General features: G+C 36.0%; 37 protein-coding genes. All 37 read right to left on the minus strand.

The annotated features are described in order from the left end of the window. Positions 1-154: 154 nt before the first annotated feature. Positions 155-685, minus strand: coding sequence for a GerMN domain-containing protein (locus BM018_RS00680; protein WP_092317197.1), 531 nt, complete (start codon positions 683-685; stop codon positions 155-157). Next, positions 682-1,752: an N-acetylmuramoyl-L-alanine amidase family protein gene (locus BM018_RS00685; protein ID WP_159428106.1), complete on the minus strand. Its 1,071-nt coding sequence runs from the start codon at positions 1,750-1,752 to the stop codon at positions 682-684. The genes BM018_RS00680 and BM018_RS00685 overlap by 4 nt, the downstream gene beginning before the upstream one ends. 10 nt (positions 1,753-1,762) lie before the next feature. After that, positions 1,763-2,689: a type III pantothenate kinase gene (locus BM018_RS00690; protein ID WP_092317203.1), complete on the minus strand. Its 927-nt coding sequence runs from the start codon at positions 2,687-2,689 to the stop codon at positions 1,763-1,765. Then, positions 2,686-4,125, minus strand: a complete 1,440-nt coding sequence (gene gatB / locus BM018_RS00695; protein WP_092317206.1) for an Asp-tRNA(Asn)/Glu-tRNA(Gln) amidotransferase subunit GatB — start codon at positions 4,123-4,125, stop codon at positions 2,686-2,688. Before gatB ends, BM018_RS00690 begins: the two co-directional genes overlap by 4 nt. Before the next feature lie 121 nt (positions 4,126-4,246). Next, the gene (gene rplQ / locus BM018_RS00700; protein ID WP_092317209.1) at positions 4,247-4,606 is read right to left on the minus strand and encodes a 50S ribosomal protein L17; all 360 of its coding nucleotides are present in this window, start codon (positions 4,604-4,606) and stop codon (positions 4,247-4,249) included. A 30-nt stretch (positions 4,607-4,636) separates the two neighbouring features. Further along, a complete protein-coding gene (locus tag BM018_RS00705) occupies positions 4,637-5,602 on the minus strand; it encodes a DNA-directed RNA polymerase subunit alpha (protein ID WP_092317212.1) in 966 nt (321 codons plus the stop codon). A 15-nt stretch (positions 5,603-5,617) separates the two neighbouring features. Beyond that, complete coding sequence (gene rpsK / locus BM018_RS00710; protein WP_092317215.1) at positions 5,618-6,010, minus strand: 30S ribosomal protein S11; 393 nt, start codon at positions 6,008-6,010, stop codon at positions 5,618-5,620. Positions 6,011-6,019: 9 nt separating this feature from the next. Next, on the minus strand, positions 6,020-6,385 hold the full coding sequence (gene rpsM, locus BM018_RS00715) for a 30S ribosomal protein S13 (protein WP_092317218.1): 366 nt from the start codon (positions 6,383-6,385) through the stop codon (positions 6,020-6,022). An 11-nt stretch (positions 6,386-6,396) separates the two neighbouring features. Continuing rightward, entirely contained in the window at positions 6,397-6,525 is a 129-nt protein-coding gene (gene rpmJ / locus BM018_RS00720; protein WP_092317222.1) for a 50S ribosomal protein L36, read from the minus strand. An 11-nt stretch (positions 6,526-6,536) separates the two neighbouring features. Next, positions 6,537-6,755, minus strand: a complete 219-nt coding sequence (gene infA, locus BM018_RS00725) for a translation initiation factor IF-1 (RefSeq protein ID WP_092318179.1) — start codon at positions 6,753-6,755, stop codon at positions 6,537-6,539. After that, positions 6,755-7,390, minus strand: coding sequence for an adenylate kinase family protein (locus tag BM018_RS00730; RefSeq protein ID WP_092317225.1), 636 nt, complete (start codon positions 7,388-7,390; stop codon positions 6,755-6,757). Before BM018_RS00730 ends, infA begins: the two co-directional genes overlap by 1 nt. Further along, complete coding sequence (gene secY / locus BM018_RS00735) at positions 7,383-8,681, minus strand: preprotein translocase subunit SecY (protein ID WP_092317228.1); 1,299 nt, start codon at positions 8,679-8,681, stop codon at positions 7,383-7,385. Before secY ends, BM018_RS00730 begins: the two co-directional genes overlap by 8 nt. Positions 8,682-8,697: 16 nt before the next feature. Next, a complete protein-coding gene (rplO, locus tag BM018_RS00740) occupies positions 8,698-9,156 on the minus strand; it encodes a 50S ribosomal protein L15 (protein WP_092317231.1) in 459 nt (152 codons plus the stop codon). An 11-nt stretch (positions 9,157-9,167) separates the two neighbouring features. Then, positions 9,168-9,743 (minus strand): 30S ribosomal protein S5, encoded by a 576-nt coding sequence (gene rpsE / locus BM018_RS00745; protein WP_092317234.1) that lies wholly within the window; start codon positions 9,741-9,743, stop codon positions 9,168-9,170. Positions 9,744-9,757: 14 nt separating this feature from the next. Next, on the minus strand, positions 9,758-10,123 hold the full coding sequence (gene rplR, locus BM018_RS00750; protein ID WP_200778544.1) for a 50S ribosomal protein L18: 366 nt from the start codon (positions 10,121-10,123) through the stop codon (positions 9,758-9,760). A gap of 24 nt (positions 10,124-10,147) precedes the next feature. Next, a complete protein-coding gene (gene rplF, locus BM018_RS00755; protein ID WP_092317237.1) occupies positions 10,148-10,696 on the minus strand; it encodes a 50S ribosomal protein L6 in 549 nt (182 codons plus the stop codon). Between the two features lie 10 nt (positions 10,697-10,706). Then, complete coding sequence (gene rpsH, locus BM018_RS00760; RefSeq protein WP_092317240.1) at positions 10,707-11,087, minus strand: 30S ribosomal protein S8; 381 nt, start codon at positions 11,085-11,087, stop codon at positions 10,707-10,709. 39 nt (positions 11,088-11,126) lie between these two features. Continuing rightward, complete coding sequence (locus tag BM018_RS00765) at positions 11,127-11,312, minus strand: type Z 30S ribosomal protein S14 (RefSeq protein WP_092317243.1); 186 nt, start codon at positions 11,310-11,312, stop codon at positions 11,127-11,129. Between the two features lie 12 nt (positions 11,313-11,324). Continuing rightward, positions 11,325-11,957, minus strand: a complete 633-nt coding sequence (gene rplE / locus BM018_RS00770; RefSeq protein WP_092318185.1) for a 50S ribosomal protein L5 — start codon at positions 11,955-11,957, stop codon at positions 11,325-11,327. Between the two features lie 132 nt (positions 11,958-12,089). Beyond that, entirely contained in the window at positions 12,090-12,401 is a 312-nt protein-coding gene (gene rplX / locus BM018_RS00775; protein ID WP_092317246.1) for a 50S ribosomal protein L24, read from the minus strand. 9 nt (positions 12,402-12,410) lie between these two features. After that, positions 12,411-12,779 carry a 50S ribosomal protein L14 gene (gene rplN, locus BM018_RS00780; RefSeq protein ID WP_092317249.1) on the minus strand — a complete coding sequence of 123 codons (369 nt, stop codon included), beginning with the start codon at positions 12,777-12,779 and terminating at the stop codon, positions 12,411-12,413. A gap of 17 nt (positions 12,780-12,796) precedes the next feature. Then, positions 12,797-13,051, minus strand: coding sequence for a 30S ribosomal protein S17 (rpsQ, locus tag BM018_RS00785; RefSeq protein ID WP_092317252.1), 255 nt, complete (start codon positions 13,049-13,051; stop codon positions 12,797-12,799). Between the two features lies 1 nt (position 13,052). Next, on the minus strand, positions 13,053-13,259 hold the full coding sequence (rpmC, locus tag BM018_RS00790) for a 50S ribosomal protein L29 (RefSeq protein ID WP_092317255.1): 207 nt from the start codon (positions 13,257-13,259) through the stop codon (positions 13,053-13,055). 1 nt (position 13,260) lies between these two features. Further along, complete coding sequence (gene rplP / locus BM018_RS00795; protein ID WP_092317258.1) at positions 13,261-13,677, minus strand: 50S ribosomal protein L16; 417 nt, start codon at positions 13,675-13,677, stop codon at positions 13,261-13,263. A 28-nt stretch (positions 13,678-13,705) separates the two neighbouring features. Next, positions 13,706-14,320, minus strand: coding sequence for a 30S ribosomal protein S3 (gene rpsC, locus BM018_RS00800; protein WP_092317261.1), 615 nt, complete (start codon positions 14,318-14,320; stop codon positions 13,706-13,708). A gap of 13 nt (positions 14,321-14,333) precedes the next feature. Beyond that, positions 14,334-14,666 carry a 50S ribosomal protein L22 gene (gene rplV / locus BM018_RS00805; RefSeq protein WP_092317264.1) on the minus strand — a complete coding sequence of 111 codons (333 nt, stop codon included), beginning with the start codon at positions 14,664-14,666 and terminating at the stop codon, positions 14,334-14,336. A 14-nt stretch (positions 14,667-14,680) separates the two neighbouring features. After that, positions 14,681-14,968, minus strand: a complete 288-nt coding sequence (rpsS, locus tag BM018_RS00810; RefSeq protein ID WP_092317267.1) for a 30S ribosomal protein S19 — start codon at positions 14,966-14,968, stop codon at positions 14,681-14,683. Between the two features lie 8 nt (positions 14,969-14,976). Continuing rightward, positions 14,977-15,810 carry a 50S ribosomal protein L2 gene (gene rplB / locus BM018_RS00815; RefSeq protein WP_092317270.1) on the minus strand — a complete coding sequence of 278 codons (834 nt, stop codon included), beginning with the start codon at positions 15,808-15,810 and terminating at the stop codon, positions 14,977-14,979. Positions 15,811-15,822: 12 nt separating this feature from the next. Continuing rightward, positions 15,823-16,107, minus strand: a complete 285-nt coding sequence (gene rplW, locus BM018_RS00820; RefSeq protein WP_092317273.1) for a 50S ribosomal protein L23 — start codon at positions 16,105-16,107, stop codon at positions 15,823-15,825. Then, positions 16,107-16,748: a 50S ribosomal protein L4 gene (gene rplD / locus BM018_RS00825; RefSeq protein WP_092317276.1), complete on the minus strand. Its 642-nt coding sequence runs from the start codon at positions 16,746-16,748 to the stop codon at positions 16,107-16,109. The genes rplW and rplD overlap by 1 nt, the downstream gene beginning before the upstream one ends. Positions 16,749-16,752: 4 nt before the next feature. Then, positions 16,753-17,358, minus strand: a complete 606-nt coding sequence (gene rplC, locus BM018_RS00830) for a 50S ribosomal protein L3 (RefSeq protein WP_092317279.1) — start codon at positions 17,356-17,358, stop codon at positions 16,753-16,755. Positions 17,359-17,380: 22 nt separating this feature from the next. Beyond that, positions 17,381-17,683 carry a 30S ribosomal protein S10 gene (gene rpsJ, locus BM018_RS00835; RefSeq protein WP_092317282.1) on the minus strand — a complete coding sequence of 101 codons (303 nt, stop codon included), beginning with the start codon at positions 17,681-17,683 and terminating at the stop codon, positions 17,381-17,383. Between the two features lie 16 nt (positions 17,684-17,699). Next, on the minus strand, positions 17,700-18,878 hold the full coding sequence (gene tuf / locus BM018_RS00840; protein WP_092317285.1) for an elongation factor Tu: 1,179 nt from the start codon (positions 18,876-18,878) through the stop codon (positions 17,700-17,702). 71 nt (positions 18,879-18,949) lie between these two features. Next, on the minus strand, positions 18,950-21,019 hold the full coding sequence (fusA, locus tag BM018_RS00845; RefSeq protein ID WP_092317288.1) for an elongation factor G: 2,070 nt from the start codon (positions 21,017-21,019) through the stop codon (positions 18,950-18,952). Positions 21,020-21,031: 12 nt separating this feature from the next. Then, positions 21,032-21,505: a 30S ribosomal protein S7 gene (gene rpsG / locus BM018_RS00850; protein WP_092317291.1), complete on the minus strand. Its 474-nt coding sequence runs from the start codon at positions 21,503-21,505 to the stop codon at positions 21,032-21,034. A gap of 78 nt (positions 21,506-21,583) precedes the next feature. Further along, the gene (gene rpsL, locus BM018_RS00855) at positions 21,584-21,958 is read right to left on the minus strand and encodes a 30S ribosomal protein S12 (protein ID WP_092317294.1); all 375 of its coding nucleotides are present in this window, start codon (positions 21,956-21,958) and stop codon (positions 21,584-21,586) included. 304 nt (positions 21,959-22,262) lie between these two features. Then, the gene (gene rpoC, locus BM018_RS00860; RefSeq protein WP_092317297.1) at positions 22,263-26,348 is read right to left on the minus strand and encodes a DNA-directed RNA polymerase subunit beta'; all 4,086 of its coding nucleotides are present in this window, start codon (positions 26,346-26,348) and stop codon (positions 22,263-22,265) included. Between the last annotated feature and the right edge of the window lie 20 nt (positions 26,349-26,368).

Consider the following 26,368-nt stretch of genomic DNA (forward strand, 5'->3'; position numbering starts at 1 on the left):
GCTATTTTTTTTATATATTGTCAAGAAAAATAATATTTTTTCCTTAAAAATATTTCGGAAACTAAACCTTTAAAAGTTTAATATTTTTAGAAAAATTTTCTATATTTTTCTCGTATACAAAATTACTGAACATAATTATAGAGAGCAAGAGAATTTAAAATTTATTTTTCAAATTAATTCCTTTATCAAGCAACATATCATTCCAGTACAATCCATTTAGACCACCCTCAACAAGAAAATATACCATTTCAACACTTGTATTTTCCTTCAATGTTTTAAATAACAATTTCATATCTGTATCGATATTATCATTTTGAAGATCTCTTACAAAAAAACTGTTCCAATCGAGCACTAAATTTTTCATCTGGCTGTCGTGATAAATTCCCAAAATTTGAGATTCAGAAGAAAAAGGAATTTTTGCATCATAATTTAAACCTCCAGAAATATAAAGACGCACTAATGCTTGAAGTGGACTTTCAAATTGTAAAGGTTTAATTCTCCGTCTTTCATGTAAAAATTTGCTGTTATTTTTGTTTTGGTAATAAAAAGTATTTGTTGCAGCAACAATAAAAACTAAACGTATAACAGTAAATAAAACAAATCCAATAAAAACAAAAAATGATTCTTTTTTAAAACGGTATAACAAAAATTTTAATTTTGCTGCAATTTTTTTAAAAATATTCATCGAGTGAATCCTTCAGTTTTATTATACTCTTCGATAAACCGAGAAACTCCTCTAAAAATTCCTTCAGCCAGATTATTTTGATAATCCTCAGATTTGAGTTTTAGGCTTTCTGAAGGACTGGACATATATCCTACTTCTATCAAAATCGACGGTACTGTATTATATTTTAACACAAAAAAATTAGCTTTCTTAAGACCGCGTCCCAACACATGACCACTACGTAGGATATCATCATAAACATAGTGAGCAAGCCACTCAGATTGTTTGCGCGTACTGTCACGAACAAGATCTGCTAAAATCGAATACAAAGTATCAGTTTGCCGGATATCTTCTACCGTAAAACCAGCATTTTCAAGACGTTCCACTTCCAAAGCTTCAGGATCACTAGCTTTATCAGATAATGTATATATTTCCAGTCCTTCTACTTTTTTATTAAACGCAATATTTCCATGCACAGAAACAAAAAGAATATTCTTTTTGGTGGACCAGCGCGCAGTTTTGGAAACTCGTTCTTCCAAAGAAACAAAATTATCAGACTTTCTTGTTACATAAATCGATAAATCTTTATTGTTCGAACGAAATAATGCATGTGTTTTTTTAACCAGCGTCAATACCAGTCTCTTTTCCTCAATAGCATTTGCTATGCCGCCAGGGTCTTTCCCACCATGCCCAGCATCCAAAACAATAGCATCAATAGGTACAAAAGTGGGCTTGTTCTGAGGATATGTAGGAGGTTTTGGTGCTTTTTGCGTAGGAACTAATGTTTGGCGTTTTGAAGTATCTATTTGATCTTTATTTTTAAGATATTCTTCTACCATTTGCTCACGTCCGGAACCTTTGATTTCAGAATATTGAGGCTCTTCTCGAACCTGATTAGTAATTTGTTCAGGAGTAACAAATGATTCTTGGATTGTCTTAGGTGGCACTGTATTAGTTTGAGGAGGTACTTGATGCTGATTTGTCGATTTTTTCGGCACAACAACAAAACTTTCCTTTACTTTTTGAGAAAAAACAACATTTTGAAAACTAAGTAACATCAAAATAATAAAATAAAATCTACACTGCATTAACTTCCCTTCAAATTTCATCCACTGGTTGATCTTCCGATGGAAAATTATCATTTTTCGTATTATATTCTGCCTGTGTGTCTTCCTGAGGTATTAAGTCATCAACTTTGAGTTGATCAATAGATTTTTGCCAAGAAGGCATTAATGCTAATCCATATGCCACCAAATCCTCTCGTACTGTATGAGCCAAACGAATATACGGGCTCACACTATACGCACGACCTCCTGTTAGCACTAAATTTATATCTCCTTCAAGAGCTGCATCTCGTTTCATTCGGCTGAAAAGTGATTCTACCATGACAGCATGACCCATAAAAATTCCGCTCGACAAAGCTTGTTCTAGCGTAGTACCCAATAATTTCTCCGGGGTTGGCAATTGAGACATAGAAAGAAGATGCGGAGCACGTAACAACAGTCCATTATAACTAGCATCAAGCCCTGGTGCAACAATACCACTAAAAAATATTTCCGCATTTGTAATTAAATCTATGGTTGTTGCAGTGCCTAAGCTAGCTAAAAAATTAGATCCACCATACATTTTATACAGACTGTACGCAGCTAATAAACGATCAGACCCAACTGATCCTGAAACAAAAGTTGTATCAATTGGAACCATAGCATCAAAAACAAAAGGCGAATCCGCAGGCAGATAAAATAAATCCGTATTAAATTTACAATGAGGGTTAAAAGATTGGGGGCTATCATAACCTAAAAAAACTCTAAGTGCTAAAAAAATTTTCCAACTAACACATGAAATCCTTTTTTCTGCAATAGCAAAACCAGGATTTAATGTAACAAGGTCATCCAAAAAATATTTCCAACGCTCCGGTTCAAATAAATCTGGTGAAGGCCGAGACTTTCGAGCAATAATATTATTATCATTATCAAAAAGATATGCTTTAATATTCGTATTTCCAATGTCAAAAGCAGCAATCACTGAAGTTTCTCTTTCAAAATCTTATTTGCAAGCACAGGATTTGCTTGTCCTTTTGTTGCTTTCATTAATTCTCCAACAAAAAAACCAAACAGTTTATCTTTACCGGCTTTGTACTGTTCTACTTGTTGTGGATTATTATCTAATATTTTTTGAATTAATACTTCTAATTCAACTGTATTACTCACTTGTTTTAAACCTCTTTCTTCCACCAAAACAGATGCTTTTTTCCCCGTACTTAACATGCTGTCATAAACATCTTTCGCAATTTTGCCGCTAATCGTGCCATCATGAATCAAATTCAATAATTCCGCAGTATCTGAAGGAGTAATTTTTTGAGAAAATTGAATAATATTTAATTTTTGATCATTCATTCGACTCATTGTTTCCGTCAAAATCCAATTTGCTGTCTTTTTAGGATCTTGTTGTGCTAACTGTAAAGTTTCTTCAAAATAGTCTGCTAATTTTGGGTCATCTACTAAAGTATTACAATCATTCAGAGGAAGCGAAAACTGTTCCAAGTAACGCGACCGTTTTTCAAATGGTGATTCCGGGATCGATTTTTTCCAATTATCAATCTTTTCCTGGGAAAGTATAACATCAACAAGATCCGGTTCCGGAAAATAACGGTAATCTGCTGCTGTAGCTTTTGATCTCATGCTAAATGTTTGATTTTTATTCGCATCAAACAACCTGGTTTCTTGTTCGACCGTGCCTCCCGACTCTAAAAGTGCAATTTGACGCTCAATCTCGTAATCAATCGCTTTACGAATGCCATTAAAAGAATTAAGATTTTTAATTTCTACTTTTGTCCCAAACTCAGAAGCACCAACTTTTCTAACTGACACATTAGCATCACAACGTAAAGAACCTTCTTCCAAATTAACATCACTAACATCCACATATCTCATTAAGGTGCGAAGCTCGCGTAGATAAGTATATGCTTCCTCAGAACTACGCATATCTGGTTCTGAAACAATTTCCAATAAAGGAGTTCCAGCACGATTTAAGTCAACTCGGCTAAAATTTTCATGCTCATTATGTATCAACTTACCGGCATCCTCCTCAAGATGCATGTGATGTATCATAATTTTACGTTTTGTCCCATCACTTAAATGTACCGGAATATATCCTCCAGTGGCAATAGGGAAATAATTTTGAGTAATTTGATAGCCTTTTGGCAAATCAGGATAAAAATAATTTTTTCTATCAAAGCGCGATAATAAATTAATACCAGAATTAAGTGCTAATCCTGCTAAGACCGCTTTCTCAACAGCTGCTTCATTTAAAACAGGTAAAGCACCTGGATAACCAAGGCATACAGGACATACAGCAGTATTAGGAGTCAGTCCAAAACTCAAAGGGCAAGTACAAAATATTTTTGTTTGAGTATTTAGCTGCACATGCACTTCCAATCCTATTACTGGTTCATAACTCATAAAGCCTCCAAAAACAAGAGAATATTAATACATTATATAATATTTTTAAATTAAACTGAAATTTTAGAAAGATAAAAAAATTCCCCGAAAACGGGGACATATATTATAAAAAGAAAGAATATTATTCTGATTCTACTAGTTCAATTACAGCCATTTCTGCTCCATCTGCCGGACGAAAACCAAGTTTAGAAATACGCAAATAACCGCCTTGTTTATTTTGAAAACGGGGGGCTATATCATCAAATAATTTAACCATAATTGTTCTATCATAGATTTTTTTAAGAACAAGTCTTTTATTATGAAGACTATTTGTTTTTGCTTTTGTAATTAGCTTTTCTGCAAAAGGACGCAGTGCTTTTGCTTTTGTTAAAGTTGTTTTCACACTTTCATATTTGAATAATGATTGCGCTAAGTTACGAAAAAGAGCATTACGCATGCTTCGAGATTTACTTAATTTTGCAATTTTCTTTCCATGACGCATTTAAAACTCCTTAAGTTTATACAATATCATTTATTCACCCTTAATTTTAAGATTATAGAGTGCTAATTTTTCGTTAATCTCTGTAAGAGATTTTTTTCCGAAATTTTTAATTTTCATTAATTCATCTTTATCATAATTAAGTAATTCTCCAATAGTAGCAATATTTTCACTTTGTAAACAATTTAAAGAACGTACTGATAAATCCAAGCTTTCTACAGAACGCTGTAAAATTTCATCCTCTGGAGAAATACTCTCTGGCACCCCTGGAACAACCAATTCTTCGATAGGCTCAAAGTTCATAAACATAGAAAAATAACTTTTTAAAATAAAAGAAGCATCAGCTATTGCATCTGCTGGATCAATAACACCACAGGTCCATATTTCTAAAACAATTTTTTCACAATCTGTTTTTTCTCCAACTCGAAATTCTTCAATTAAAAAATTAACTCTATCAATAGGAGAAAAAATAGCATCAATAGGAATAACCGATATTTCATCAATTTTTGAAAGAGCATCCTCTGCAGAGCGGTACCCTCGCCCAAATTCTACTTCTAAATCCATTATCAAATGCGCATCTTCTCCTAAAGTGGCAATAACTAAGCCAGGATTCGCTATCTCTACAGTAGAATCAACTTTTAAATCACCTGCTGTTAAAATACCAGGACCATGTTTTTCTAGATGAATTCTTTTATAATTACTATTATCATTAAGATATATCGCTACTTTCTTCAAAGCTAAAACAATATCTGTAACATCTTCCTTTACATATTTAACAGCATCAAACTCATGATTCACTCCTTCAATTTTTAAAGATGTTAAAGCATAACCTGGAATGGCACTTAACAATATACGACGCAAGGAATTAGCAATTGTTACCCCAACACCTTTATCAAAGGGATAAATATAAAATTTTCCATACCTATTTTCATAAGTATTTTGTTCATACTTTAATTCATAAGGAAGAATTAATTCTTTTAAAAGTTCTCTATGAGCCATATTTACCTTCCTATTTTACGCGCGCCGTTTTTTGCGGGGACGGCATCCATTATGAGGAATAGGTGTCACATCTCGTAAACTTTTAATGCTAACACCCGCAACATCAACAGCTCTAATAGCTGACTCCCTGCCAGGTCCAGGTCCCTTAACACGAATATTAGCATACTGAAGTCCATGAAATTTCGCATCTTCTATCGCTTTTTCACAAGCAAGCTGTGCAGCAAAGGGGGTCCCCTTTTTTGTACCTTTGAAACCACCAACCCCAGAACTTGCCCAAGAAATCACATTACCATTCATATCTGTAACAGTAATAAGAGTATTATTAAATGTTGCTTGAATATGCACTATCCCTTCGACAATATTTTTTTTATCTTTTTTACGCTTATTAGAGCTTTTTAGTTTTGCCATAATATCCTCTTATTTCTTTTTAATCGCATTCGCACGAGCACCTTTCCATGATCGTGCATTTGTACGAGTTCTTTGTCCGCGCACAGGAAGCCGTTTTCTATGGCGGAGCCCTCTATAAGAGCCAATATCAATTAAACGCTTGATATTCATTGAGCGTTCTGTTCGAAGATCACCTTCGACTTTAAAGTCCTTGTCTATAACATCACGGATCAAATTTAACTCATCCTCTGTAAGATCACGGATTTTCTTTGATTTATCGATCTGCGTTGCTTCGGTAATTTTTAACGCTGAATGTCGGCCAATACCATAAACATATGTGAGACCAATCCACACAGCTTTATTATTTGGAACTTCGCGTCCAGCAATACGTGCCATATATGCCTCCGTTAGGCTCTTTTTTGACCTTTTTGTCTTTGTTTATGCTTAGGATTTTCACAGATCACTCTGAGAATCCCATGCCGACGAATCATTCGGCATTTTTCACACATAGGTTTTACTGATGCTCTCACTTTCATGAAACGCCTCTCTATTTATAACGATAAACTATTCTTCCTTTGCTCAAATCATAAGGAGATAATTCTATACTAACTTTATCACCAGGAAGAATTTTTATATAATTGATTCTCATTTTTCCAGAAATATGTGCTAAAATTTGTTGTTTATTTTCCAACTTAACCTTAAACATAGCCCCAGGTAACTGTTCCAAAACTATACCGTCAATCTTGATGACATCTTCTTTATCCATCATACTAGCTGAAGAACCTCCTTAAGGTTTTCAAAAACTTTTTCAATAGGCTGATTAGCCTGTACGACTTTAAGCAAACCGGCATCTTTATAGTAAGAAATTAAAGGCTCTGTTTCTATGCGATATATCTCTAAACGTTTAGCAACAGTTTCCGGCTGATCATCTTCACGTTGAATCAAAACCTCACCAGAAATATCACAAATACCTTCCCTTTTAGGAGGATTAAGATAGATATTATACACTTTTCCTGAAGATTTTGCAATCCTTCTGCCGGATAATCTTTGAAAAATTATATTTTCTTCAATATGAAATAAAATAACATCTGTAGGAGTACAGAAATCTTTTAATAATTCTGCTTGGCGAAGATTACGAGGAAAACCATCCAAAATCCATCCATTTTCACAATCCGGTAATGATTCTTGGACCACTTGGAATGTCAAATCATCAGGCACCAACTCTCCCTTATTTACATAAGAGCGAATAATATTTGCAGTTTCTCCAACCCCATCTTTTATCATATGCCGAAAAGCATCACCTGTAGATAGTACAAAAACACCAAATTTCTGATTTAATAATTCACTTTGTGTCCCTTTGCCTGACCCAGGATATCCTAAAAACACAATTCTTTTATTCATAATAATGTCTCTTTTTAGGAGTTAAAAATCCATCTTTGTGATGCATATTAAGAAATGCTTCAATTTGTCTTAATGTATTTAAGGATACACCAACTAAAATAATCAATGATGTTCCCCCCATTAAATAAGCCACATTTTGGGGCACTTTCAATCTATTGACAATAAAAGTAGGCAAAAGAGCGATAATCCCTAAAAAAGTAGCTCCTGGCAAAGTTAGTTTATACAAAATATTAGATATATATTGCTCTGTTTCTATTCCAGGTCTAACTCCAGGAATAAAAGCATTTTGACGACGCAAATTTTCTGCTATATCATGGGGATTTAATTCTATTTCAATATAAAAGAAAGCAAAAAACAAAATCAAAATAAAATAAATAACAGAATACCATAATTCTCCAGGTTGAAGTGCTTGTGAAACCTGCTGTAAAAAAGGAACACGAGAGCCAAACCATTGAGCTAACTGTACTGGAAATACCAAAACAGCTGATGCAAAAATAATCGGGATCACATTAGTTGGATTTACCTTAAAAGGTAAATGAGTAGGTCCTTGAACCATATTACCTGCTCTGGAATATTGTACAGGAACTCGACGAAGCGCCAGTTCTTCAAAAACAACTGCCATGATAACCCCTATAAATAGTATCACTAAAAGTAAAGAAATAATAGGATCTTGAGGAGTGTTAAATAGAGTATATAAAGCAGGAGGAAATTCAGCAACAATTCCGCTCAAGATAATCATAGAAACACCATTGCCTAGTCCATGTTCTGTAATTCTTTCACCAAGCCACATCAAAAGATAAGTCCCTGTAGCAACAGCAACTGTAAACAAAACAACAAAATGAGTGGGCTGAATTAAAATAAACTGTCGAGCAATAGACCCATTGAATTGAAGGAGATAATTTCCATAAATAACTCCTTGTATTGTTGCAATAAATAATGTACCAATCCTAGAATATTGTTGAATTTTTCTTCTACCTTCCGGACCTTCTTTTGCCAACTTTTCAAACGAAGGAATAATAACAGTAAGCAGTTGCATAACAATACTTGCAGTAATATAAGGAGTTACACCTAAAGAAAAAATAGAAGCTCTGTTTAAAGCGCCACCACTAAGAAGATTGACAAAAGCAATAAAATTATTAGTATCTGTTCCTACTGCTGCTAAAAGATTATTAACATGTATACCTGGAACAGAAATCTGTGTCCCCACACGAACAATAACCATAATACATAAAGTAAAAAATAACCGATTTCTAAGCTCAGGAATACGAAACATATTGCTCAATATAGACATCTTATCCTCTTTTAAACTATGCCTGAACAACTACAATAGAACCAGATTGTTCAATTAAAACTGCAGCTTTTTTTGAAACTTTATGAGCATGTATTTTCAAATTTTTCGCAGTAAATTGCGTCTCCATCAATCCTTGAGCTAAAATCTTAACAGGATTGCCATTAGATTTAATCAATCCTGATTTTACCAAAATATCTATTGTAACTTCCGTATTATCAGCAAAAATATTAAAAGCTTCAAGATTAACAACATTATTTACTATTTTGAAAATATTTTTAAATCCTCGCTTTGGAATACGTCTATAGAGAGGCATTTGCCCTCCCTCAAAATACAGAGGAACTCCACCTCCAGATCGAGCTTTTTGTCCTTTATTGCCTTTTCCGCAAGTCTTACCTGTACCATTACCTGTTCCACGGCCTACTCGCTTACGTTTTTTTACAGCACCATCATTTGGCTTCAGTATTAAATGACTCATCCATATACCCCTTATTTACCAAAAATATCAGCAACAGGTTTGCCACGCTTTGCAGCGACATCTTCAATATTATAGAGACGCGTCAATGCATCAAAAGTAGCTTTAATCAGATTTACCGGATTAGAAGAACGTAAAGATTTAGTTAAAATATCATGTACGCCTAGTAACTCTAATACAGGACGTACAGCACCCCCAGCAATAACTCCAGTACCTTTTGTCGCTGGTTTCATTAAAATACGTGATGCCTTAAATTGACCAACAATTTCATGAGGAATTGTTGATCCTTTTAAACGAATAGGAACTGCATTAGCAATAGCCTTATCTTTTGCCTTTTTTATAGCATCAGCCAATTCATTGGCCTTACCATAACCTAAGCCAACTTTACCCTTTCTATTGCCAACAACAACTGTCGCATTAAAACGAAATCTTTTTCCTCCAGGAATTGTTTTGGCAGCTCTACGCAAACTTACTACTTTTTCTTCCCATTCCGAAACAACTTCAGTTCGCTCACGTTTTTCTCTGCGCACTTCACGACGATTTTCTTTCTTATCAGCCCGGATTTCCTGAGATTCTTTATTTTCACTCATAACTCGCCTCTGTTTTAAAATTCTATTCCTGTACTACGGCATGCATCTGCTAACGCTTTAATCTTACCGTGATACAAATATCCATTCCGATCAAATACAACTTTAGAAATTTTTAATGACTTTAATTTTTCCCCTATTTTTTGTCCAATAATACGAGCCGCTTCAATATTATTCCCTAATTTTTCCTTACCAAACTCCGAAGAAAGAGAAGAAAACGAAGCTAAAACTTTATTATACATATCAACAACTTGAACATATAAGTATTTATTAGATCGGTATACAACCATACGCGGACGATCCTCGGATATTTGAAGATGCTTTTTACTTCGAAGCTTTCGTTTTTGATAACATTTAATCTTTCCGGACATGATATCGATCATTATTTATTCTCCTTATATTACGTTTTATTTCTTTTTACCGCTGGATTTTCCTTCTTTCAAACGCACAACTTCGTTCTGATAACGAATACCTTTTCCTTTATAAGGTTCTGGAGGTTTAATAAAACGAATATTTGCAGCAACCTGACCTACAACTTGCTTATCAAATCCTTTGACATGAATCTGGTTAGCAGCTGGCTGCTCCAACATTACTTCTTCAGGAAATTTAAATATTACCGGATGAGAAAACCCTACAGAACAATGTAATTCTTTACCTTTCACTTCCCAACGATAACCAATACCTTGAATTTCTAACTTTTTTACAAATCCTATAGATACCCCTGTAAGGGCATTTCTAAACAAGGCCCAATATAAACCTTGCTTAGCTCGTGCCTCTTTAGAATCAATAGAACGATCTACAAAACACATACTATCTTCAATACGCGGTTTTATCAAACCAACATCATAAGACTGAACAATTGTCCCTAAAGGACCCTTAAATGATACAGCCCCATTTTCTACCGTTACCGAAATGCCAGATGGAATAGGCAAGGGCTTTTTTGCCAAACGAGACATAATTTTTCTCCTACCAAATATAACAAAGAACTTCGCCGCCCACTCCTAAAGATCGTGCTTCTTTATCAGTAATAACCCCTTTAGATGTTGTTAAAATTGCAATTCCATAATTATTATAAACACTAGGAATAGAATCTTTCCCAACATACACACGGCGCGATAGTTTACTAACCCTTTTAAGGTCATCAATAACACATTTATCATCAATATATTTTAAATAAACATCCAGCGTATAAGGATCTGAACTATCCTTATAAGAATCAATATATCCTTCACGTTTCATAATTTTTAATAATTCTTCAATAAGCTTTGTTTTTTTTACTGTTGTCTTAGAAAGCTTGCGCATTGCAGCATTTCTTATTTTTGTCAAGCTGTCTGCAATAATGTCCATAAAATTCCTCTCAATTTTTGATATTTAAAAGCTTCAATTTTACCAAGATGATTTTGTAACACCAGGGATGAGTCCTTGAGAAGCTAATTTGCGGAAACATAGGCGACAAACTCCAAAATCTCTAATATATGCACGTGGACGACCACAAATATTACATCGATTGTACGCTCGAGCACTAAACTTAGGAGCCTTCTTCCATCTCTGGATCATTGACTGTTTTGCCATTATTTCCTCCGTTTACTTCTGCCGGAACGGAAAACCAAAATGTATTAACAAACTTTTGGCTTCAATATCCGTACGCGCTGTAGTAACAATAGTAATATCCATACCACGAACTTTATCAATTTTATCATAATTGATTTCAGGAAATACTATTTGTTCCATCAATCCAAAAGAAAAATTCCCTCTTCCATCAAAACCACTTGCTTTGACTCCACGAAAATCTCGTACACGTGGTATTGCAACAGAAATTAATTTATCAAGAAAATCAAACATCCTATTATTACGAAGAGTAACTTTTGCTCCAATAGGCATACCTTCACGTAACTTAAAATTGGAGACAGATTTTCTAGCTATTGTTTTTGTTGCCTTTTGACCTGATAACAAAGTTAAATCATTAACAGCAGCATCCACTATATTTTTATCATTAATAGCAGAACCTACACCCATATTAACAATAATTTTTACAACACGAGGAATAGCCATACTGGATTTATAAGCAAATTCTTTCTGTAATGCGGGACAAATTTCCATTTCATATCGCTGCTTAAATCTTGCTTGATAACTATTAGGATTTGTTCTCAATAGATTTTTCTTAGAAGTCTTTGTTTTACTTGATTCAGAAACATTCGTAGATTTAGTTTTACTCATTATTTTTTCTGTCCCTGAAGCAATATCAGACCCCTCTTTTTTCTTAGAGGAAACTTTTTTTACAGTTTCCTTAGTTCCTGCTTTTTTTGCAGAAACAGACTTTTTTTCTTCAGCCATTCATCAGCCTCTCATTTATTCAAAGATATAATCAGAACCTTTTGCCTTACGTTTTTTATTACCTTCATTATCAACAAAAAATTCAACACGAACACCTTTATTTAACTTCGGACAAAAAAGCATCACATTTGAAATATGAATAGATGCTTCCTTTTCCAATATTGTTCCATTAGGATATTCTTGATTTTTTTTCACAGTCTTCTTTATCAAATTAACACCTTGGACAAGCACACGCTCTTTAGCTGGAAACACACGAAGCACTTTACCTCGACGCCCCTTATCAGACCCAGAAACAACAATAACTTCATCATTTTTTCTAATTTTCACAGCATTCTCCTAAAAAACTTCGGGAGCAAGGGAAACAATTTTCATAAAATCTTTCTCCCTTAACTCGCGTCCAACAGGGCCAAAAATACGAGTTCCGCTGGGTTCATTCTTTTTATTGACAATAACCGCAGAATTGCGATCAAAGCGGATAGAAGAACCATCAGTACGGTTAATTTCCTTTTTTGTACGTACAACCACAGCACGTACAACATCCCCCTTTTTAATCGAGGAATTAGGAACAGCACTTTTTACTGCCGCAATAAAAACATCTCCAATAGATGCATATCGACAGCGCGTACTACCAACTACATGAATACATTCAATAATTTTAGCTCCACTATTATCGGCAACATCTAATCGGGTTCCAAGCATAATCATAATTTTTCCCTCCCAAATTAATCCCGATTTTTCTCAAGGACTTCTAATAAAGTCCAACGTTTACAACGACTATGAGGAATAGATTCAGCAATCAATACTCTATCACCCATATGAGACATATTTTGCGCATCATGCACCATAAATTTTTTACGTTTAGGCACATATTTTTTATAGAGTGGATGTTTTTCACGAGTCATTACTGTAATAATACGGGATTTATCCATTTTATCGCTAGTAACAATTCCGGCAAAAGTTTTTTGCTTAGATTCCATACTATCCTTCCAATTTCAATTCCGCTTCACGGATCAAAGTATTAATTCGGGCAATAGTACGTTTTATTCCTCGAATTTCCATAATATTCTTAGGACGTTCTATCCGAGATTTAAAACGCATATGCATAATTTTTTCTTGTAACTGCTGTTTCATGGAAATTAATTCTTTTTCCGATAAAGAACGCAATTCTTGAATATTGTTCGCCATTTTAGCCCTCGACTCTTTTGACAAATTTTACCTTAATAGGTAACTTATGACCGGCACGTCGGAATGCTTCTACTGCCTTTTCTTCAGAAACACCAGTAATTTCAACTAGCACACGACCCGGTCGCACAGGAACAATCCAACCATCAGGTGAACCTTTACCTTTACCCATGCGCACCCCTTCACCTTTAGATGTGTAAGGAGTATCAGGAAAAATACGGATCCAAACTTTCGCTCCTCTCTTAAGATAGCGATTAATAGCAACACGAACCGCTTCAATCTGTCTATTAGTAAGCCACGCAGCATCTAACGCTATAATTCCAAAATCGCCAAACGATACAATATCTCCGTCGTGAGTAGGAGAATTATTAATTTTCGGACGATGTTGTTTTCTATATTTTACCTTGGACGGCATCAACATAGGGGTCTCCTAAGGTATATTTTTGTTGTTACTTTGCAAGCCAAACTTTTATTCCGATAATTCCCATTTGAGTTAACGCTTCTGTTAAACGGTAGTCAATATCGGCACTTAAAGTATTAAGGGACATACGCCCTTCTTTGAATTCTTCACTACGGGCAATTTCAGCATTATTCAAACGCCCAGAAATTCTAATTTTGATCCCTTGAGCACCAGCTCGCATCGCATTACGAATTGCCTGTTTTATCGCTCTCTTATAAGCAACACGTCTTTCTATTTGTGAAGCAATATCAGCACCAATAACAGCAGCATCCAATTCAGGCTGTTTAATTTCTTTCACGGAAAGAGATACTCTCTTACCATTTACCAATTTAGACAATTTATTAGTAATAACTTCTATTTCAGCTCCTTTACGTCCAATTAATATACCTGGTTTTCCAGCAAAAACAGTCACATTAACTAGTTGCGGGAATCGTGCAATTTCTATGCGGGATAAAAAAGCTCTTTTGTATTCTTTTTGAAGCATTTTACGAATCTTATAATCTTCTAAAAGAAATTCAGGATAAGCTTTTTCAGCAAACCATGATGATTCCCACGGCTTGCTGACACCAACACGATATCCAATAGGATGTACTTTTTGTCCCATGAAATTCTCCTTATTATTGAGCCAAAACTAATGTTAAATGCGCTGTCGGACGATACATACGATCTGCACGACCACGTGCACGAGGCTTAAAACGAGCATATGCCGTGCCTTCATTCACAAAAATTGTTTGCACAAATAATCCCGATGTATCCTGATTAGGATTTTTATGAATAAAATTTGCCCGTGCAGAATGCAAAACTTTATAAACCATTTTTGCACCTTTTTGAGGCATATGATTAAGCATCGCCAAAGCATCATCAGCTTTTTTATCTTTTACCAAACGCGCAATACGACGAAGTTTCATAGAAGAAATTCTTAAAGATCTTCCTTTTGCTACAGTAACCATGCATAACCCCTTATTTATTTCTTAGCAACTTTCTTGGATCCAGCATGCCCACGGAACACTCTCGTAGGCGAAAATTCACCCAATTTATGTCCAACCATATTTTCATTAATATAAACCGGTATAAACATTTTACCATTATGAACTTGAAATGTCAAGCCTATCATTTCAGGAAGAATAGTAGAACGACGAGACCATGTCTTAATAGGCTTCGCATTACCAGAAACTATAGTCTCTTGAGCAGATACCACCTTTTTATATAAAGAAGCATCAATATAAGGACCTTTTTTAATTGAACGAGCCATATTTCATCCTACCTTTTTTTCTTCGAAATAATATAACGATTCGATGTTTTATTCTTCTTACGTGTACGATAACCTTTAGACGGCACACCTGTCGGTGATGTAGGCATTTTATACCCTTTTTGTTTACCGCGCCCACCGCCATGAGGATGGTCCGTAGCATTCATAGCCATACCACGCACTGTTGGTCGCCAACCTAAATGACGTTTTGTACCAGCATTACCATAAACAATATTTAAGCGTTCAGCATTTCCAACTTCACCAACAGTAGCCATACAACGAAGTAAGACCATACGAATCTCACCCGAAGGCAAACTAATAAAAGCATAGCCATTTTCTTTACCATCTAATTTTACACTAGTACCAGCAGAACGGGCTAGCTGCCCTCCCTTTCCAGGCTTCAATTCTATATTATGAAGCACCGTACCAACTGGTATATTCTCTAAAAGCATAGCATTACCTACACGAACATCAACTTTAGCACCAGCGTTAACTTTATCACCAACTTTCAAACCATTTGGGGCTAATATATAAGCCTTTTCTCCATCCATATAATGTAATAAAGCAATCCGAGCTGTCCGATTAGGATCATATTCAATGGCAACCACTTTTGCTTCGATATCCCATTTTTTTCGTTTAAAATCAATCATACGGTAAAATTGTTTATTACCCCCGCCCCGATGACGAACAGTAACCCTACCCTGACTGTTACGGCCATTACCCTTACCACGAAGAGTCATCGTAATTAATGATTTTTCAGGTTCAGTTTTTGTAATCTCGGTATAATCAAATGCAACTTTATGACGAAGCCCGGGGGTTGTTGGTTTAAATCGTTTAATACCCATTTTATATCCCCATTATTTCAAATAATCAATTGTACCAGATCTTAAGGTAACAATTGCCTTTTTTAATCGTTTTGTAAATCCTATTCGAGATACCTTTTTTGTGCGGAAATTCTTTTGTCGCGGCTTTACAATAATAGTATTTACTTCTTTTACTTGGACATTATAATAAGATTCTATAGCTTGTTTGATTTGAATCTTATTTGCATCAATTATAACTTCAAATACATATTTATTTTTAGCTATAAGTGCAGATGCTTTTTCTGTTATGATCGGCCTAACTAATATTTGACTTACCATTATGAGCCTCGCTTTGCCAAAACACGGGCGTATTTTTCATCAATTTTACGAAGAGCTGCTTCAGAGATAAGAACATATTGTGCATAAAAAAGAGGAAGAATATCCATATAATCTACACCAAAAAATGATGTCTTTTGTAGATTACTAGACGCTTGAAGCATATGTGCTTGGTATTCTGCGTCAACTACCACAATTCTACCTTTAATAGATTCAAAATGATCAACTAATAAATTCCTAAAACTTTTCGTCCTGCTATCATTTATTTCTAATGATTCCACAACTCTAAGCACACCTTTTCTATAGAGTTCTGCTAAAATAAATAAATAAGCATTTGCTTTTTGTTTTTTATTAATATGCTGTCTATAACTACGTGGTTTAGGACCAAATATAATTCCACCACCCCTAATTAAAGGAGAATAAAAAGATCCACGTCTTGCACGGCCTAATCCTTTTTGTCGAAATGGCTTAGCCCCTGTTCCTTTTACTTCAGAACGTGTTTTAGTAGATGCAGTCCCTTGACGTTCATTTGCCAAACGAGCTATTATTACTTGATGAACACACTTTTCGGATGCATCATCCCAAATTGATGAAAGTTCCAATTCACGAACCTTGTCTTTACCTTTAAAAACATCAAACTTCATCACATTACCCCTTCACTGCATCACGTACTGTTACATAACTTTGCTTACTTCCTGGCACAGATCCTTCTATAAAAAGAAGCCTTCTTTCAACATCCACTCTTAAGAGACGCTGACTTAAAACTGTAACCTTCTGATTTCCCATATGACCGGGCATTTTTTTACCTTTAAAAACTCGTGCAGGAAAAGTATTCTGACCAATAGACCCAGGTCTGCGATGCGTTTTCGAACCATGACTGGCAGGACCACCACCAAAATGCCATCGTTTCATAGCACCTTGAAATCCTTTTCCTTTCATAGTGCCACTTACATCGACTTTATCTATTGATTCAAGAATCTCAGTATATCTTCCCTCTTGATATGGGCTGACATCCTCAATACGAATCTCTGAAACAAACTTAGGAATTTCTCGTTGCTTATTGCCTGTTTTTACCGTCTTAAAATCATAACCTAAAATAACAGCATTATATCCATCTTTCTCAACTGTACGAAATCCTAAAACATTCATATCAGAAAAATCTACAACAGTAACTCCACAAAGTGTGCCTTTACTATCATATAATTGAGTCATACCGAGTTTTTTGCCGATAATTCCGACGTTTTTAGCCTTCATTGTATATCCTCGTCAAATTACTCTATTGTTTAATTTCAACTTCAACACCTGCCGGCAATTGAAGTTCCATTAAAGCATTGATCAGCTCCGTCGTAGGTTCAAAAATATCAATCAAACGTTTATGCGTTCGCATTTCAAACTGTTCTCTTGAATTTTTATCTACATGAGGAGATCGCAATACCGTATATTTTTTACAGTGAGTAGGAAGTGGGATAGGTCCTGCGACCTTTCCACCTTTACTTTTTACAGATTCTACTATCGACTCTGCAGATTGCTCAATCAAAACCGCATCATAAGCTTTCAGCCTTACTCTTATTCTGTTCACTTTATTGAAGTCCTCTTTATTCTAAAACTTCTGTAACAACACCAGCACCTACCGTTCTTCCACCCTCACGAATAGCAAAACGCATACCTTGCTCAATACCAATAGGGACAATAAGTTCGATTGTCATCTGTACGTTATCACCCGGCATTACCATATCTGCACCTTTAATATCTACAATATTTCCGGTAACATCAGCCGTTCTGATATAGAACTGAGGTCTGTAGCCTTTATGGAAAGGAGTTTTACGTCCACCTTCCTCAGGTTTAAGAACATATACCTCAGCATTTACTTTTCTATGAGGAGTAATAGATTTAGGCTTTGCAAGAATCATACCACGACGAATCGCATCTTTATCAACACCACGAAGTAAAATACCTGCATTATCGCCAGCTTCCCCTCTCTCAAGTTGCTTACGAAACATCTCAACACCAGTACATACAGATTTGCTAGTATCAACATAACCAATAATTTCAACTTCATCGCCAACTTTAACAACACCACGCTCAATACGTCCAGTTACTACCGTACCTCTACCTGTAATAGAAAATACATCCTCAACTGGCATCAAGAAATCTTTATCTAATTCACGGGTAGGTTCAGGGAAATAAGCATCCATGGCATCTATTAATTCTTTAATAGAATCCCATTCCCCATTTTCAATAGCAGCACGAGCAGAACCACGAATAACAGGTGCATTATCCCCATCAAATTTATAAGAATTAAGCAATTCCCGAATATCCATTTCAACAAGATCAATGAGTTCTTCATCACCCTTATCAATAAGATCAACTTTATTGATAAATACCATAATAGAAGGAACATTAACTTGGCGTGCTAATAACACATGTTCACGAGTTTGAGGCATGACACCATCTGTTGCAGCCACAACAAGAACAGCACCATCCATTTGTGCAGCACCAGTAATCATGTTTTTGATATAATCAGCGTGTCCTGGACAATCAACATGAGCATAATGACGCTTATCTGATTGATATTCCACATGAGCTGTATTAATGGTAATTCCACGAGCTTTTTCTTCAGGAGCTCCATCGATTTCCTCATATTTTTTTGCATCTGCTTTACCTTGGGTAGCAAGATAATTAGTAATAGCAGATGTTAAAGTTGTTTTCCCGTGGTCAACGTGACCTAGGGTTCCCACATTCAAGTGAGGTAGCGAACGATCAAATGTAGCCATTCAGGTCCTCCGTATGCCGTTATTAACCGGCAGTATATATTTTTTATTAAATTATACATAATGTATAAATATTAATTTTCTTTCAATTTTTCCCAAAGATTTTTAGGTAGTGGTTCATAATGAGAAAACTCCATTGAATAAGTTCCTCGACCCTGAGTCATCGAACGCAAGTCCGTAGCATATCCAAACATTTCCCCTAAAGGAACAAAACTATCTATTTCTTTAGCACCATGCTTAGTTTCTGTTCCCGTAATTTTTGCTCTACGCCCAGAAAGATCACCTAATACAGATCCTTCATAACCATCAGGAGCTATTGCTACAACTTTCATAATAGGTTCAAGAATAATAGGATCAGCTTTTTGCATAGCCGCTTTCATTGCCATAGAACCTGCTAATTTAAATGCTAACTCTGATGAATCAACATCATGATAAGATCCTTCATATAATCTAACTTTCACATCAACAACAGGATAGCCAGCCAAAACACCAGAAGCCAAAGCTTCTTCGCAACCCTTTTGAACAGCAGGAATATATTCTTTAGGAATTTTCCCACCTTTGATATCATCAATAAAAACAAAACCTTCTCCAACTTCAGAGGGCTCTATTTCTATCAAAACATGTCCATATTGACCTTTACCGCCAGATTGTTTTGCATATTTTGTTTCTTGCTGAGCTTTAGAACGTATGGTTTCACGATAAGCAACCTGAGGTTTTCCTATATTCACTTCTACCTTATGTTCGCGTTTAAGTCTATCACATAAAATTTCCAAGTGAAGTTCTCCCATTCCAGAAATAATCGTTTGCCCAGTCTCTTCATTAGAAGAAACTCTAAATGTAGGATCTTCATCCTGCAGCTTTCTCAAACTTTCTCCTAACTTATCAACATCTTCCTTCGTTCTCGGCTCAATAGCAACAGAAATAACAGGCTCAGGAAAATCAATAGCCTCTAAGAAAATAGGAGCATTTTCTGCTGTTAAACTATCACCTGTAATTGTATCTTTCATACCAACAATGCCAATGATATCACCAGCAGTTACTAAATCAACTTCTTCCCTTTTATTAGCATGCATCCTCATCAAACGAGAAATGCGCTCTTTATTACCCTTATTAACATTCAGAACATAAGACCCTTTCTCTAATGTCCCTGAATAAACACGAGCAAATACCAACTTTCCGATATACGGATCTACCATCACTTTAAAAGCAAGCATAGCAAGAGGTTCCTTATCATCAGCATGTCTAACAACTTCTTGACCATCAGGTGTAATTCCTGTTACAGGAGGAACATCTACCGGAGAAGGTAAATAGTCACGAACTCCATCCAAAAGTGGTTGAATACCTTTATTCTTAAGCGCCGCACCACAAAAAACAGGATACATACGTCCATCGATAGTCATAATACGAATTGCTTTTTTAATTTCTTCAACACTCAAACTATCAGTTTCAAGATATTTATTCATTAATTCATCATTCGCTTCTGCAACGGTTTCAATAAGATTATGACGCCAAAATTCAGTATCATCTTTCATTCCAGGAGGAATCTCAGCAACAGTATATTGCAAATTATCATCCTTATCATCCCAAAGTAATGCACGCATCTCAACAAGATCAACTACACCTTTAAAATTATTTTCAGAGCCTATCGGAAGTTGAACCGGTGTCCCCTTAACACCAAGTTTTTGATGCATTGAATCAACAGACATCATGAAGTCAGCCCCCATTTTATCCATTTTATTCATAAATGCCAAACGAGGGACATTATATTTATTAGCCTGTCGCCACACAGTTTCTGATTGAGGTTCAACACCTGCTGCTACATCAAAAACCGCTACTGCACCATCAAGAACTCTTAATGAACGTTCTACCTCTGCTGTAAAATCAACATGTCCTGGCGTATCAATAATATTTATTTTTATATCATCCCAATAACAAGTCGTTGCTGCTGAAGTAATAGTAATTCCACGCTCTTTCTCTTGCTCCATCCAATCCATTTCAGAAGCACCCTCATGAGTCTCGCCAATTTTATGAGTTTTCCCAGTAAAAAATAAAATACGTTCTGTTATCGTTGTTTTTCCCGCATCAATATGAGCAGCAATCCCGATATTTCTTAATTTATTTTTAGCATATTTCTTTTCAGCCATAATAAATCCTTATTACCACTTGTAATGAGCAAAAGCGCGATTCGCTTCAGCCATTTTCAAAGTATCAGTACGCTTTTTAATACTAGCACCAGCATTATTAAAAGCATCCAATAATTCTTTTCCTAATTTCTCTTCCATAGAATGTTCACGTCTTTTACGAGCAAAATCCACAATCCAACTCAACGCTAAAGCTAGTTGCCTTTCAGGACGAACCTCAACAGGAACCTGATAAGTAGCACCACCAACCCGACGAGATCGAACTTCAACTGGCGGTTTAACATTATTAACAGCAGTTTCAAGAGCCATGAGGGGCTCATTTTCTGTTTTTTCTGATAAAAATTTCATAGCATCATAGACAATAGATGTAGCTAGGCTTTTTTTACCATTTAACATCACTCGATTTACCATTTTTGTAACTAACAAGCTACTGTACTTCCCATCTGGAAGCAGCGGCCGAAAATGTGCTTTTACTTTTTTTCTAGGCATAAAATAAAACCTCTTTTCCGTCTTGCTTTTTAAAGCAAATCTCTTCAACTTTATATAATGTTTACTCGGAACTAAGTACTAACTTTTAGGGAGTTTAGATCCATATTTAGACCGACCCTGTCTTCGATTATCAACACCCATAGAATCCAGTGTACCTCGCACAATATGATAACGAACACCAGGTAAATCTTTCACACGACCACCACGAATCAACACTACAGAGTGTTCTTGCAAATTATGACCAATACCTGGGATATAAGCTGTAACTTCCACGCCTGTTGTCAAGCGCACACGAGCGATCTTACGAAGAGCTGAATTTGGTTTTTTAGGTGTCATCGTTGTAACACGAGTACACACACCTCTTCTCTGCGGATTAGAACGTAGAGCAGGAGACTTTGTTTTTCTTTCTGAGGCTTGGCGGCCAAAACGTACCAACTGATTAATTGTAGGCATTATACAAATCCTCTTTATTCTTCTTAAATAGATATACATTCACTGTATTATAAAACAAAACAATAGCTTTTGTCAATCTCCGAATAAAACATAGATTAACAAAAGCATCTAAAAATTTCTATTCCCTCACAATTATTTCGCACAAATTCTGGATAAAAATCTTCTGATATTATTTAATTCAGAAGATATTTCTGAAGAAAGTGCCAGAATATATCTTCAGAAATACATAAAAGTAGTAATTATGACAAAATTATAGATTATTTTTCCTATTTTGTCTAGTCTTTTGCATATTTTTTCAATTCTTTTAAGATTTTTTTCCTAAAATTTTCAATGAGTCATAATGTTTAATACCTGTACCTGCAGGAATCAATTGACCAATCACTAAATTTTCCTTTAATCCTTGAAGAGTATCAACAGCACCTTTTAATGCAGCACCCGATAAAACTTTAGGAGTCTCTTGGAAAGAAGCAGCTGATAAAAAGCTTTCTGTAAATAGTGCAGCTTTTGTAAGACCCATCAGCACAGGTCTAGCTTTTGCTGATTCACCGCCCTGACTCACGACATTTTCATTTTCCTTACTGAAAATATGACGATCCACCGTTTGGCCAATAATAAATTCTGTATCACCAGGATCTGTAATTTCTACTTTTCGAAGCATTTGTCTGATAATAATAGAAATATGTTTTTCATTAATTTCTACACCTTGAAGCCTATATACAGCTTGGATTTCTTCCAGCAAAAATTGTTCTACAGCATTCTGGCCCAATACACGCAAAATATCATGAGGAGAAACAACTCCATCACAAAGCGGCTCCCCAGCTTCAACTTTATCGCCAATGCGGACATAAATATTCTTTCCCGTAGAAATAACATGACTAAAGGTCCGTCCGTTAGATGCACGCACAACAATTGTATATTTACCCTTTTTATGGTCAATGGATTCTACGATACCATCAGATAGAGAGATAACAGCTGCATTTTTAGGTTGCCGGGATTCAAAAAGTTCCGTAACACGAGGAAGCCCACCAATGATATCTTTTGTACGACGTTTCGCCATAGGTCTTCGTGCAACAGTATCACCAGCCTTGACCATACTACCTTCTTCGACAGCAAGCGAAACCCCTGTAATTAACATAAAACGTTCTAACTCATTTCCTTCCTGATCAACCACTAAAAGCAAACTTTTATCTTTTTCTATTTGTCCATCTACTTCTTTTTCAGCAAAACGAATGATACCGTCAAACTCACAAACATAAAGTTCATTATAAGGATCAAATTCAACTAGTGCTGTTCCACGCTTGACAATAGATTCTGCTGAAACAAGCAGTTTAGAGCCCACACGTACAGGATAATTATATTTCTGAGACTCTAAAGCTAACAGAACAGAACCTTCCTTCTGAAGGCGTACTCTACGACCAAAACGAACTTCTTCGCTATTCTTAAGTATGGCAACAGTATGCTCACTCGCCACGTCTTTTCCATTGAGGCGATCAGCTTCAGAAGGATCTGCAATATTAGCAACAGGAATCTGAGCCAAAATTTTCTGAACCTCTATACTTCCTTTACGAGTAATAATTTTTTCAAGACCGGTTTCAGTTTGACGTTCAACTACATTTTCCGGTACAGAAAGAATATAAGCATCATAGCCTAGAGCTAACTGATTGTCTTCAAGTGATGTAGCCGCAGTGCCACCAATATGAAAAGTTCTCATCGTTAACTGCGTACCTGGCTGACCAATAGATTCAGCAGCAATAATTCCAACAGCTTCTCCAATATTTACTGTATCTAATTGAGACAAATCCCAACCATAACATTTACCGCAAACACCTTGATCTGCTTCACACGTCAACACAGAACGAATACGAATTTTATCAATATCAGCTTCTTCAATTCTTTTCACCGCTTCTCCATCAATAATTTCATTAGCAGGACAAATAAGTTCTCCATTTCTCGGATCAAAAATATCCATAGCAGCAACGCGGCCCAAACATCGATCGGCCAGTGTTTTTATAATTTCTTCACCCTGACGTACTGCTTCAAGCTCCATATAACGCAGAGTGCCACAATCATGAGTAGTAATAACAACATCCTGTGAAATATCCACTAACTTACGCGTGAGGTAACCAGCATCAGCTGTTTTAAGAGCCGTATCTGCTAGACCCTTACGAGCACCATGACTAGAAATAAAATATTCAAGCACAGAAAGACCTTCTTTAAAGTTTGAGCGGATCGCCATTTCAAGAATTTCACCTGAAGGCTTAGCCATAAGACCACGCATTCCAGCCAACTGCCGAATCTGTTCCCGACTGCCTCGCGCTCCGGAATCCATCATTATATAAAGGGCATTGAATCCATCTTCACTGTCTTTCAGTTTGTTTTCAACAAGTTTTTTAATACGTTCGTTTGCACTAGCCCAAAGGTCAATAACCTGATTGTATTTTTCATCATAAGTAATAAGACCACGTCGAGCATTATCCTCAATTTTACGGACTTCTTCTTCGGTTTTAGAGACAATACTGTATTTTTCTTCAGGAATTTCAACATCCGCAATGGAAATAGTAACACCCAGTTTCGTCGCATGACTATAACCAATTGACTTAAGATCATCTGCTAACTTTGCCGTCTCTTTAATCCCATAAATCTTATAACATTGAGCGATTAAATTTTCAATACGCTTTGAAGTAAATGTTTCATTAACAAATCCAATTCGCGAAGGAATAACTTGATTAAAAATCACACGTCCTGCTGTGGTTTCTACCCAATTATTATCAACTTTATAAAGTATCCAATCTTCGTAAGCAATTTTCTTGCTGTCTGCCGCATAAAGCAATTCCGGATAAGAATCAAACTTTTTCAAACGTTCTGGTCTATGAAGTTTAGGCTTGGTGAGATGGTAAATACCCAATACCATATCCTGAGTTGGGTAGACAATAGGACGTCCATTTGCAGGGTTCAGAAGGTTACGGCTAGATAACATCAGAATCCATGCTTCAATTTGAGCCTCAGGAGAAAGTGGAACATGTACAGCCATTTGGTCACCATCGAAGTCTGCATTATAGGCATGACAAACTAATGGATGTAGCTGTATGGCTTTTTCCTCAACTAAAATAGGCTCAAACGCTTGAATACCCAATCGATGCAATGTTGGTGCACGATTAAGAAGAACAGGATGATTTTGAGCTACTTCTTCAAGAATTTCCCAAACTTTTTCATGTTCAATTTCGATATAGCGTTTTGCAGCTTTGATATTAGACACAAATTCCTTTTCAACTAACCCCCGCATAACAAACGGCTTAAAAAGCTCCAAAGCCATCTGTTTTGGAAGCCCACACTGATGAAGCTTAAGATTGGGTCCAACAATAATAACAGAACGTCCAGAATAATCAACTCTTTTCCCTAAAAGATTTTGCCGGAATCGCCCTTGCTTGCCTTTAAGGATGTCTGACAAAGATTTAAGAGGACGGTCACCGCCGCCGGTCACAGGATGGGCTCTACGAGAATTATCAAACAAAGAGTCAGCAGCATCTTGAACCATTCGCATTTCATTTTTGATAATAATATCAGGAGCATTTACTGATTTTAATTTTTTAAGTCTGTTATTTCTGTTAATTAAACGCCGATAAAGATCATTGATATCAGAAGTAGCAAATCTCCCACCATCTAGTGGAACCATAGGACGCAAATCGGGAGGTAAAACTGGTACAGCATCCAGTACAACCCATTCTGGCTTATTTTTCGAACGACGGATATCTTCTGCCAATTCAAGACGTTTTATTACTTTTTTGTCGCTTTTGTTTTGATATTCATTAGTTGCACGAAGTTCATCAGCTAAAGCATCCAAATCCAGATTCCGCAAAATTTGACGAATCGCACCTGCACCAGCTCCTGCAGTGAATGCTTCTTTATAACGATCCCTATATTCATCATATTCTTCATCAGTCAATACCTGATTTGGAGAAAGATCCGTTTCCCCAGCATCAATAACAATATATTTTTCAAAATATAAAATACTTTGAATATCACTAGGAGCAACATCTAACAGTATAGCAATTTTAGAAGGGATAATACGGTAATACCAAATATGGGCTATAGGATCTACAAGTTCGATATGACCGGTACGATAACGTCGAACTTTGGATTCCGTCACCTCGACACCGCAACGGTCACAGCAAATGCCTTTATAGCGAATCGAACGGAACTTTCCACACGAGCATTCGTAATCGCGTGTCGGCCCAAAAATACGTTCACAGAACAAGCCATCTTTTTCTGCTTTTAAGGTGCGGTAGTTGATTGTTTCGGGCTTCAAGACCTCACCGTGCGACAATGAACGCACTAAATCAGAACTCGCCAGATGCACCGAAATCGAACCAAATCCTTGCATTCCTTTCATAATTATTAGCCTCTCTATTT

The organism is Brevinema andersonii (genome assembly GCF_900112165.1).
Taxonomy (GTDB): Bacteria; Spirochaetota; Brevinematia; order Brevinematales; family Brevinemataceae; genus Brevinema; species Brevinema andersonii.

Bases quoted from the DNA above. Each gene is read 5' to 3' on its own strand.
- BM018_RS00680 (WP_092317197.1), bottom strand. From the start codon at position 685: ATGAATATTTTTAAAAAAATTGCAGCAAAATTAAAATTTTTGTTATAC.
- BM018_RS00685 (WP_159428106.1), bottom strand. From the start codon at position 1,752: ATGCAGTGTAGATTTTATTTTATTATTTTGATGTTACTTAGTTTTCAA.
- gatB (WP_092317206.1), bottom strand. From the start codon at position 4,125: ATGAGTTATGAACCAGTAATAGGATTGGAAGTGCATGTGCAGCTAAAT.
- rplQ (WP_092317209.1), bottom strand. From the start codon at position 4,606: ATGCGTCATGGAAAGAAAATTGCAAAATTAAGTAAATCTCGAAGCATG.
- BM018_RS00705 (WP_092317212.1), bottom strand. From the start codon at position 5,602: ATGGCTCATAGAGAACTTTTAAAAGAATTAATTCTTCCTTATGAATTA.
- rpsK (WP_092317215.1), bottom strand. From the start codon at position 6,010: ATGGCAAAACTAAAAAGCTCTAATAAGCGTAAAAAAGATAAAAAAAAT.
- rpsM (WP_092317218.1), bottom strand. From the start codon at position 6,385: ATGGCACGTATTGCTGGACGCGAAGTTCCAAATAATAAAGCTGTGTGG.
- rpmJ (WP_092317222.1), bottom strand. From the start codon at position 6,525: ATGAAAGTGAGAGCATCAGTAAAACCTATGTGTGAAAAATGCCGAATG.
- infA (WP_092318179.1), bottom strand. From the start codon at position 6,755: ATGGATAAAGAAGATGTCATCAAGATTGACGGTATAGTTTTGGAACAG.
- BM018_RS00730 (WP_092317225.1), bottom strand. From the start codon at position 7,390: ATGAATAAAAGAATTGTGTTTTTAGGATATCCTGGGTCAGGCAAAGGG.
- secY (WP_092317228.1), bottom strand. From the start codon at position 8,681: ATGTCTATATTGAGCAATATGTTTCGTATTCCTGAGCTTAGAAATCGG.
- rplO (WP_092317231.1), bottom strand. From the start codon at position 9,156: ATGAGTCATTTAATACTGAAGCCAAATGATGGTGCTGTAAAAAAACGT.
- rpsE (WP_092317234.1), bottom strand. From the start codon at position 9,743: ATGAGTGAAAATAAAGAATCTCAGGAAATCCGGGCTGATAAGAAAGAA.
- rplR (WP_200778544.1), bottom strand. From the start codon at position 10,123: ATGATCGATATCATGTCCGGAAAGATTAAATGTTATCAAAAACGAAAG.
- rplF (WP_092317237.1), bottom strand. From the start codon at position 10,696: ATGTCTCGTTTGGCAAAAAAGCCCTTGCCTATTCCATCTGGCATTTCG.
- rpsH (WP_092317240.1), bottom strand. From the start codon at position 11,087: ATGGACATTATTGCAGACAGCTTGACAAAAATAAGAAATGCTGCAATG.
- BM018_RS00765 (WP_092317243.1), bottom strand. From the start codon at position 11,312: ATGGCAAAACAGTCAATGATCCAGAGATGGAAGAAGGCTCCTAAGTTT.
- rplE (WP_092318185.1), bottom strand. From the start codon at position 11,957: ATGAGTAAAACTAAATCTACGAATGTTTCTGAATCAAGTAAAACAAAG.
- rplN (WP_092317249.1), bottom strand. From the start codon at position 12,779: ATGATTATGCTTGGAACCCGATTAGATGTTGCCGATAATAGTGGAGCT.
- rpsQ (WP_092317252.1), bottom strand. From the start codon at position 13,051: ATGGAATCTAAGCAAAAAACTTTTGCCGGAATTGTTACTAGCGATAAA.
- rpmC (WP_092317255.1), bottom strand. From the start codon at position 13,259: ATGGCGAACAATATTCAAGAATTGCGTTCTTTATCGGAAAAAGAATTA.
- rplP (WP_092317258.1), bottom strand. From the start codon at position 13,677: ATGTTGATGCCGTCCAAGGTAAAATATAGAAAACAACATCGTCCGAAA.
- rpsC (WP_092317261.1), bottom strand. From the start codon at position 14,320: ATGGGACAAAAAGTACATCCTATTGGATATCGTGTTGGTGTCAGCAAG.
- rplV (WP_092317264.1), bottom strand. From the start codon at position 14,666: ATGGTTACTGTAGCAAAAGGAAGATCTTTAAGAATTTCTTCTATGAAA.
- rpsS (WP_092317267.1), bottom strand. From the start codon at position 14,968: ATGGCTCGTTCAATTAAAAAAGGTCCTTATATTGATGCTTCTTTATAT.
- rplB (WP_092317270.1), bottom strand. From the start codon at position 15,810: ATGGGTATTAAACGATTTAAACCAACAACCCCCGGGCTTCGTCATAAA.
- rplW (WP_092317273.1), bottom strand. From the start codon at position 16,107: ATGGTAAGTCAAATATTAGTTAGGCCGATCATAACAGAAAAAGCATCT.
- rplD (WP_092317276.1), bottom strand. From the start codon at position 16,748: ATGAAGTTTGATGTTTTTAAAGGTAAAGACAAGGTTCGTGAATTGGAA.
- rplC (WP_092317279.1), bottom strand. From the start codon at position 17,358: ATGAAGGCTAAAAACGTCGGAATTATCGGCAAAAAACTCGGTATGACT.
- tuf (WP_092317285.1), bottom strand. From the start codon at position 18,878: ATGGCTACATTTGATCGTTCGCTACCTCACTTGAATGTGGGAACCCTA.
- fusA (WP_092317288.1), bottom strand. From the start codon at position 21,019: ATGGCTGAAAAGAAATATGCTAAAAATAAATTAAGAAATATCGGGATT.
- rpsG (WP_092317291.1), bottom strand. From the start codon at position 21,505: ATGCCTAGAAAAAAAGTAAAAGCACATTTTCGGCCGCTGCTTCCAGAT.
- rpsL (WP_092317294.1), bottom strand. From the start codon at position 21,958: ATGCCTACAATTAATCAGTTGGTACGTTTTGGCCGCCAAGCCTCAGAA.
- rpoC (WP_092317297.1), bottom strand. From the start codon at position 26,348: ATGAAAGGAATGCAAGGATTTGGTTCGATTTCGGTGCATCTGGCGAGT.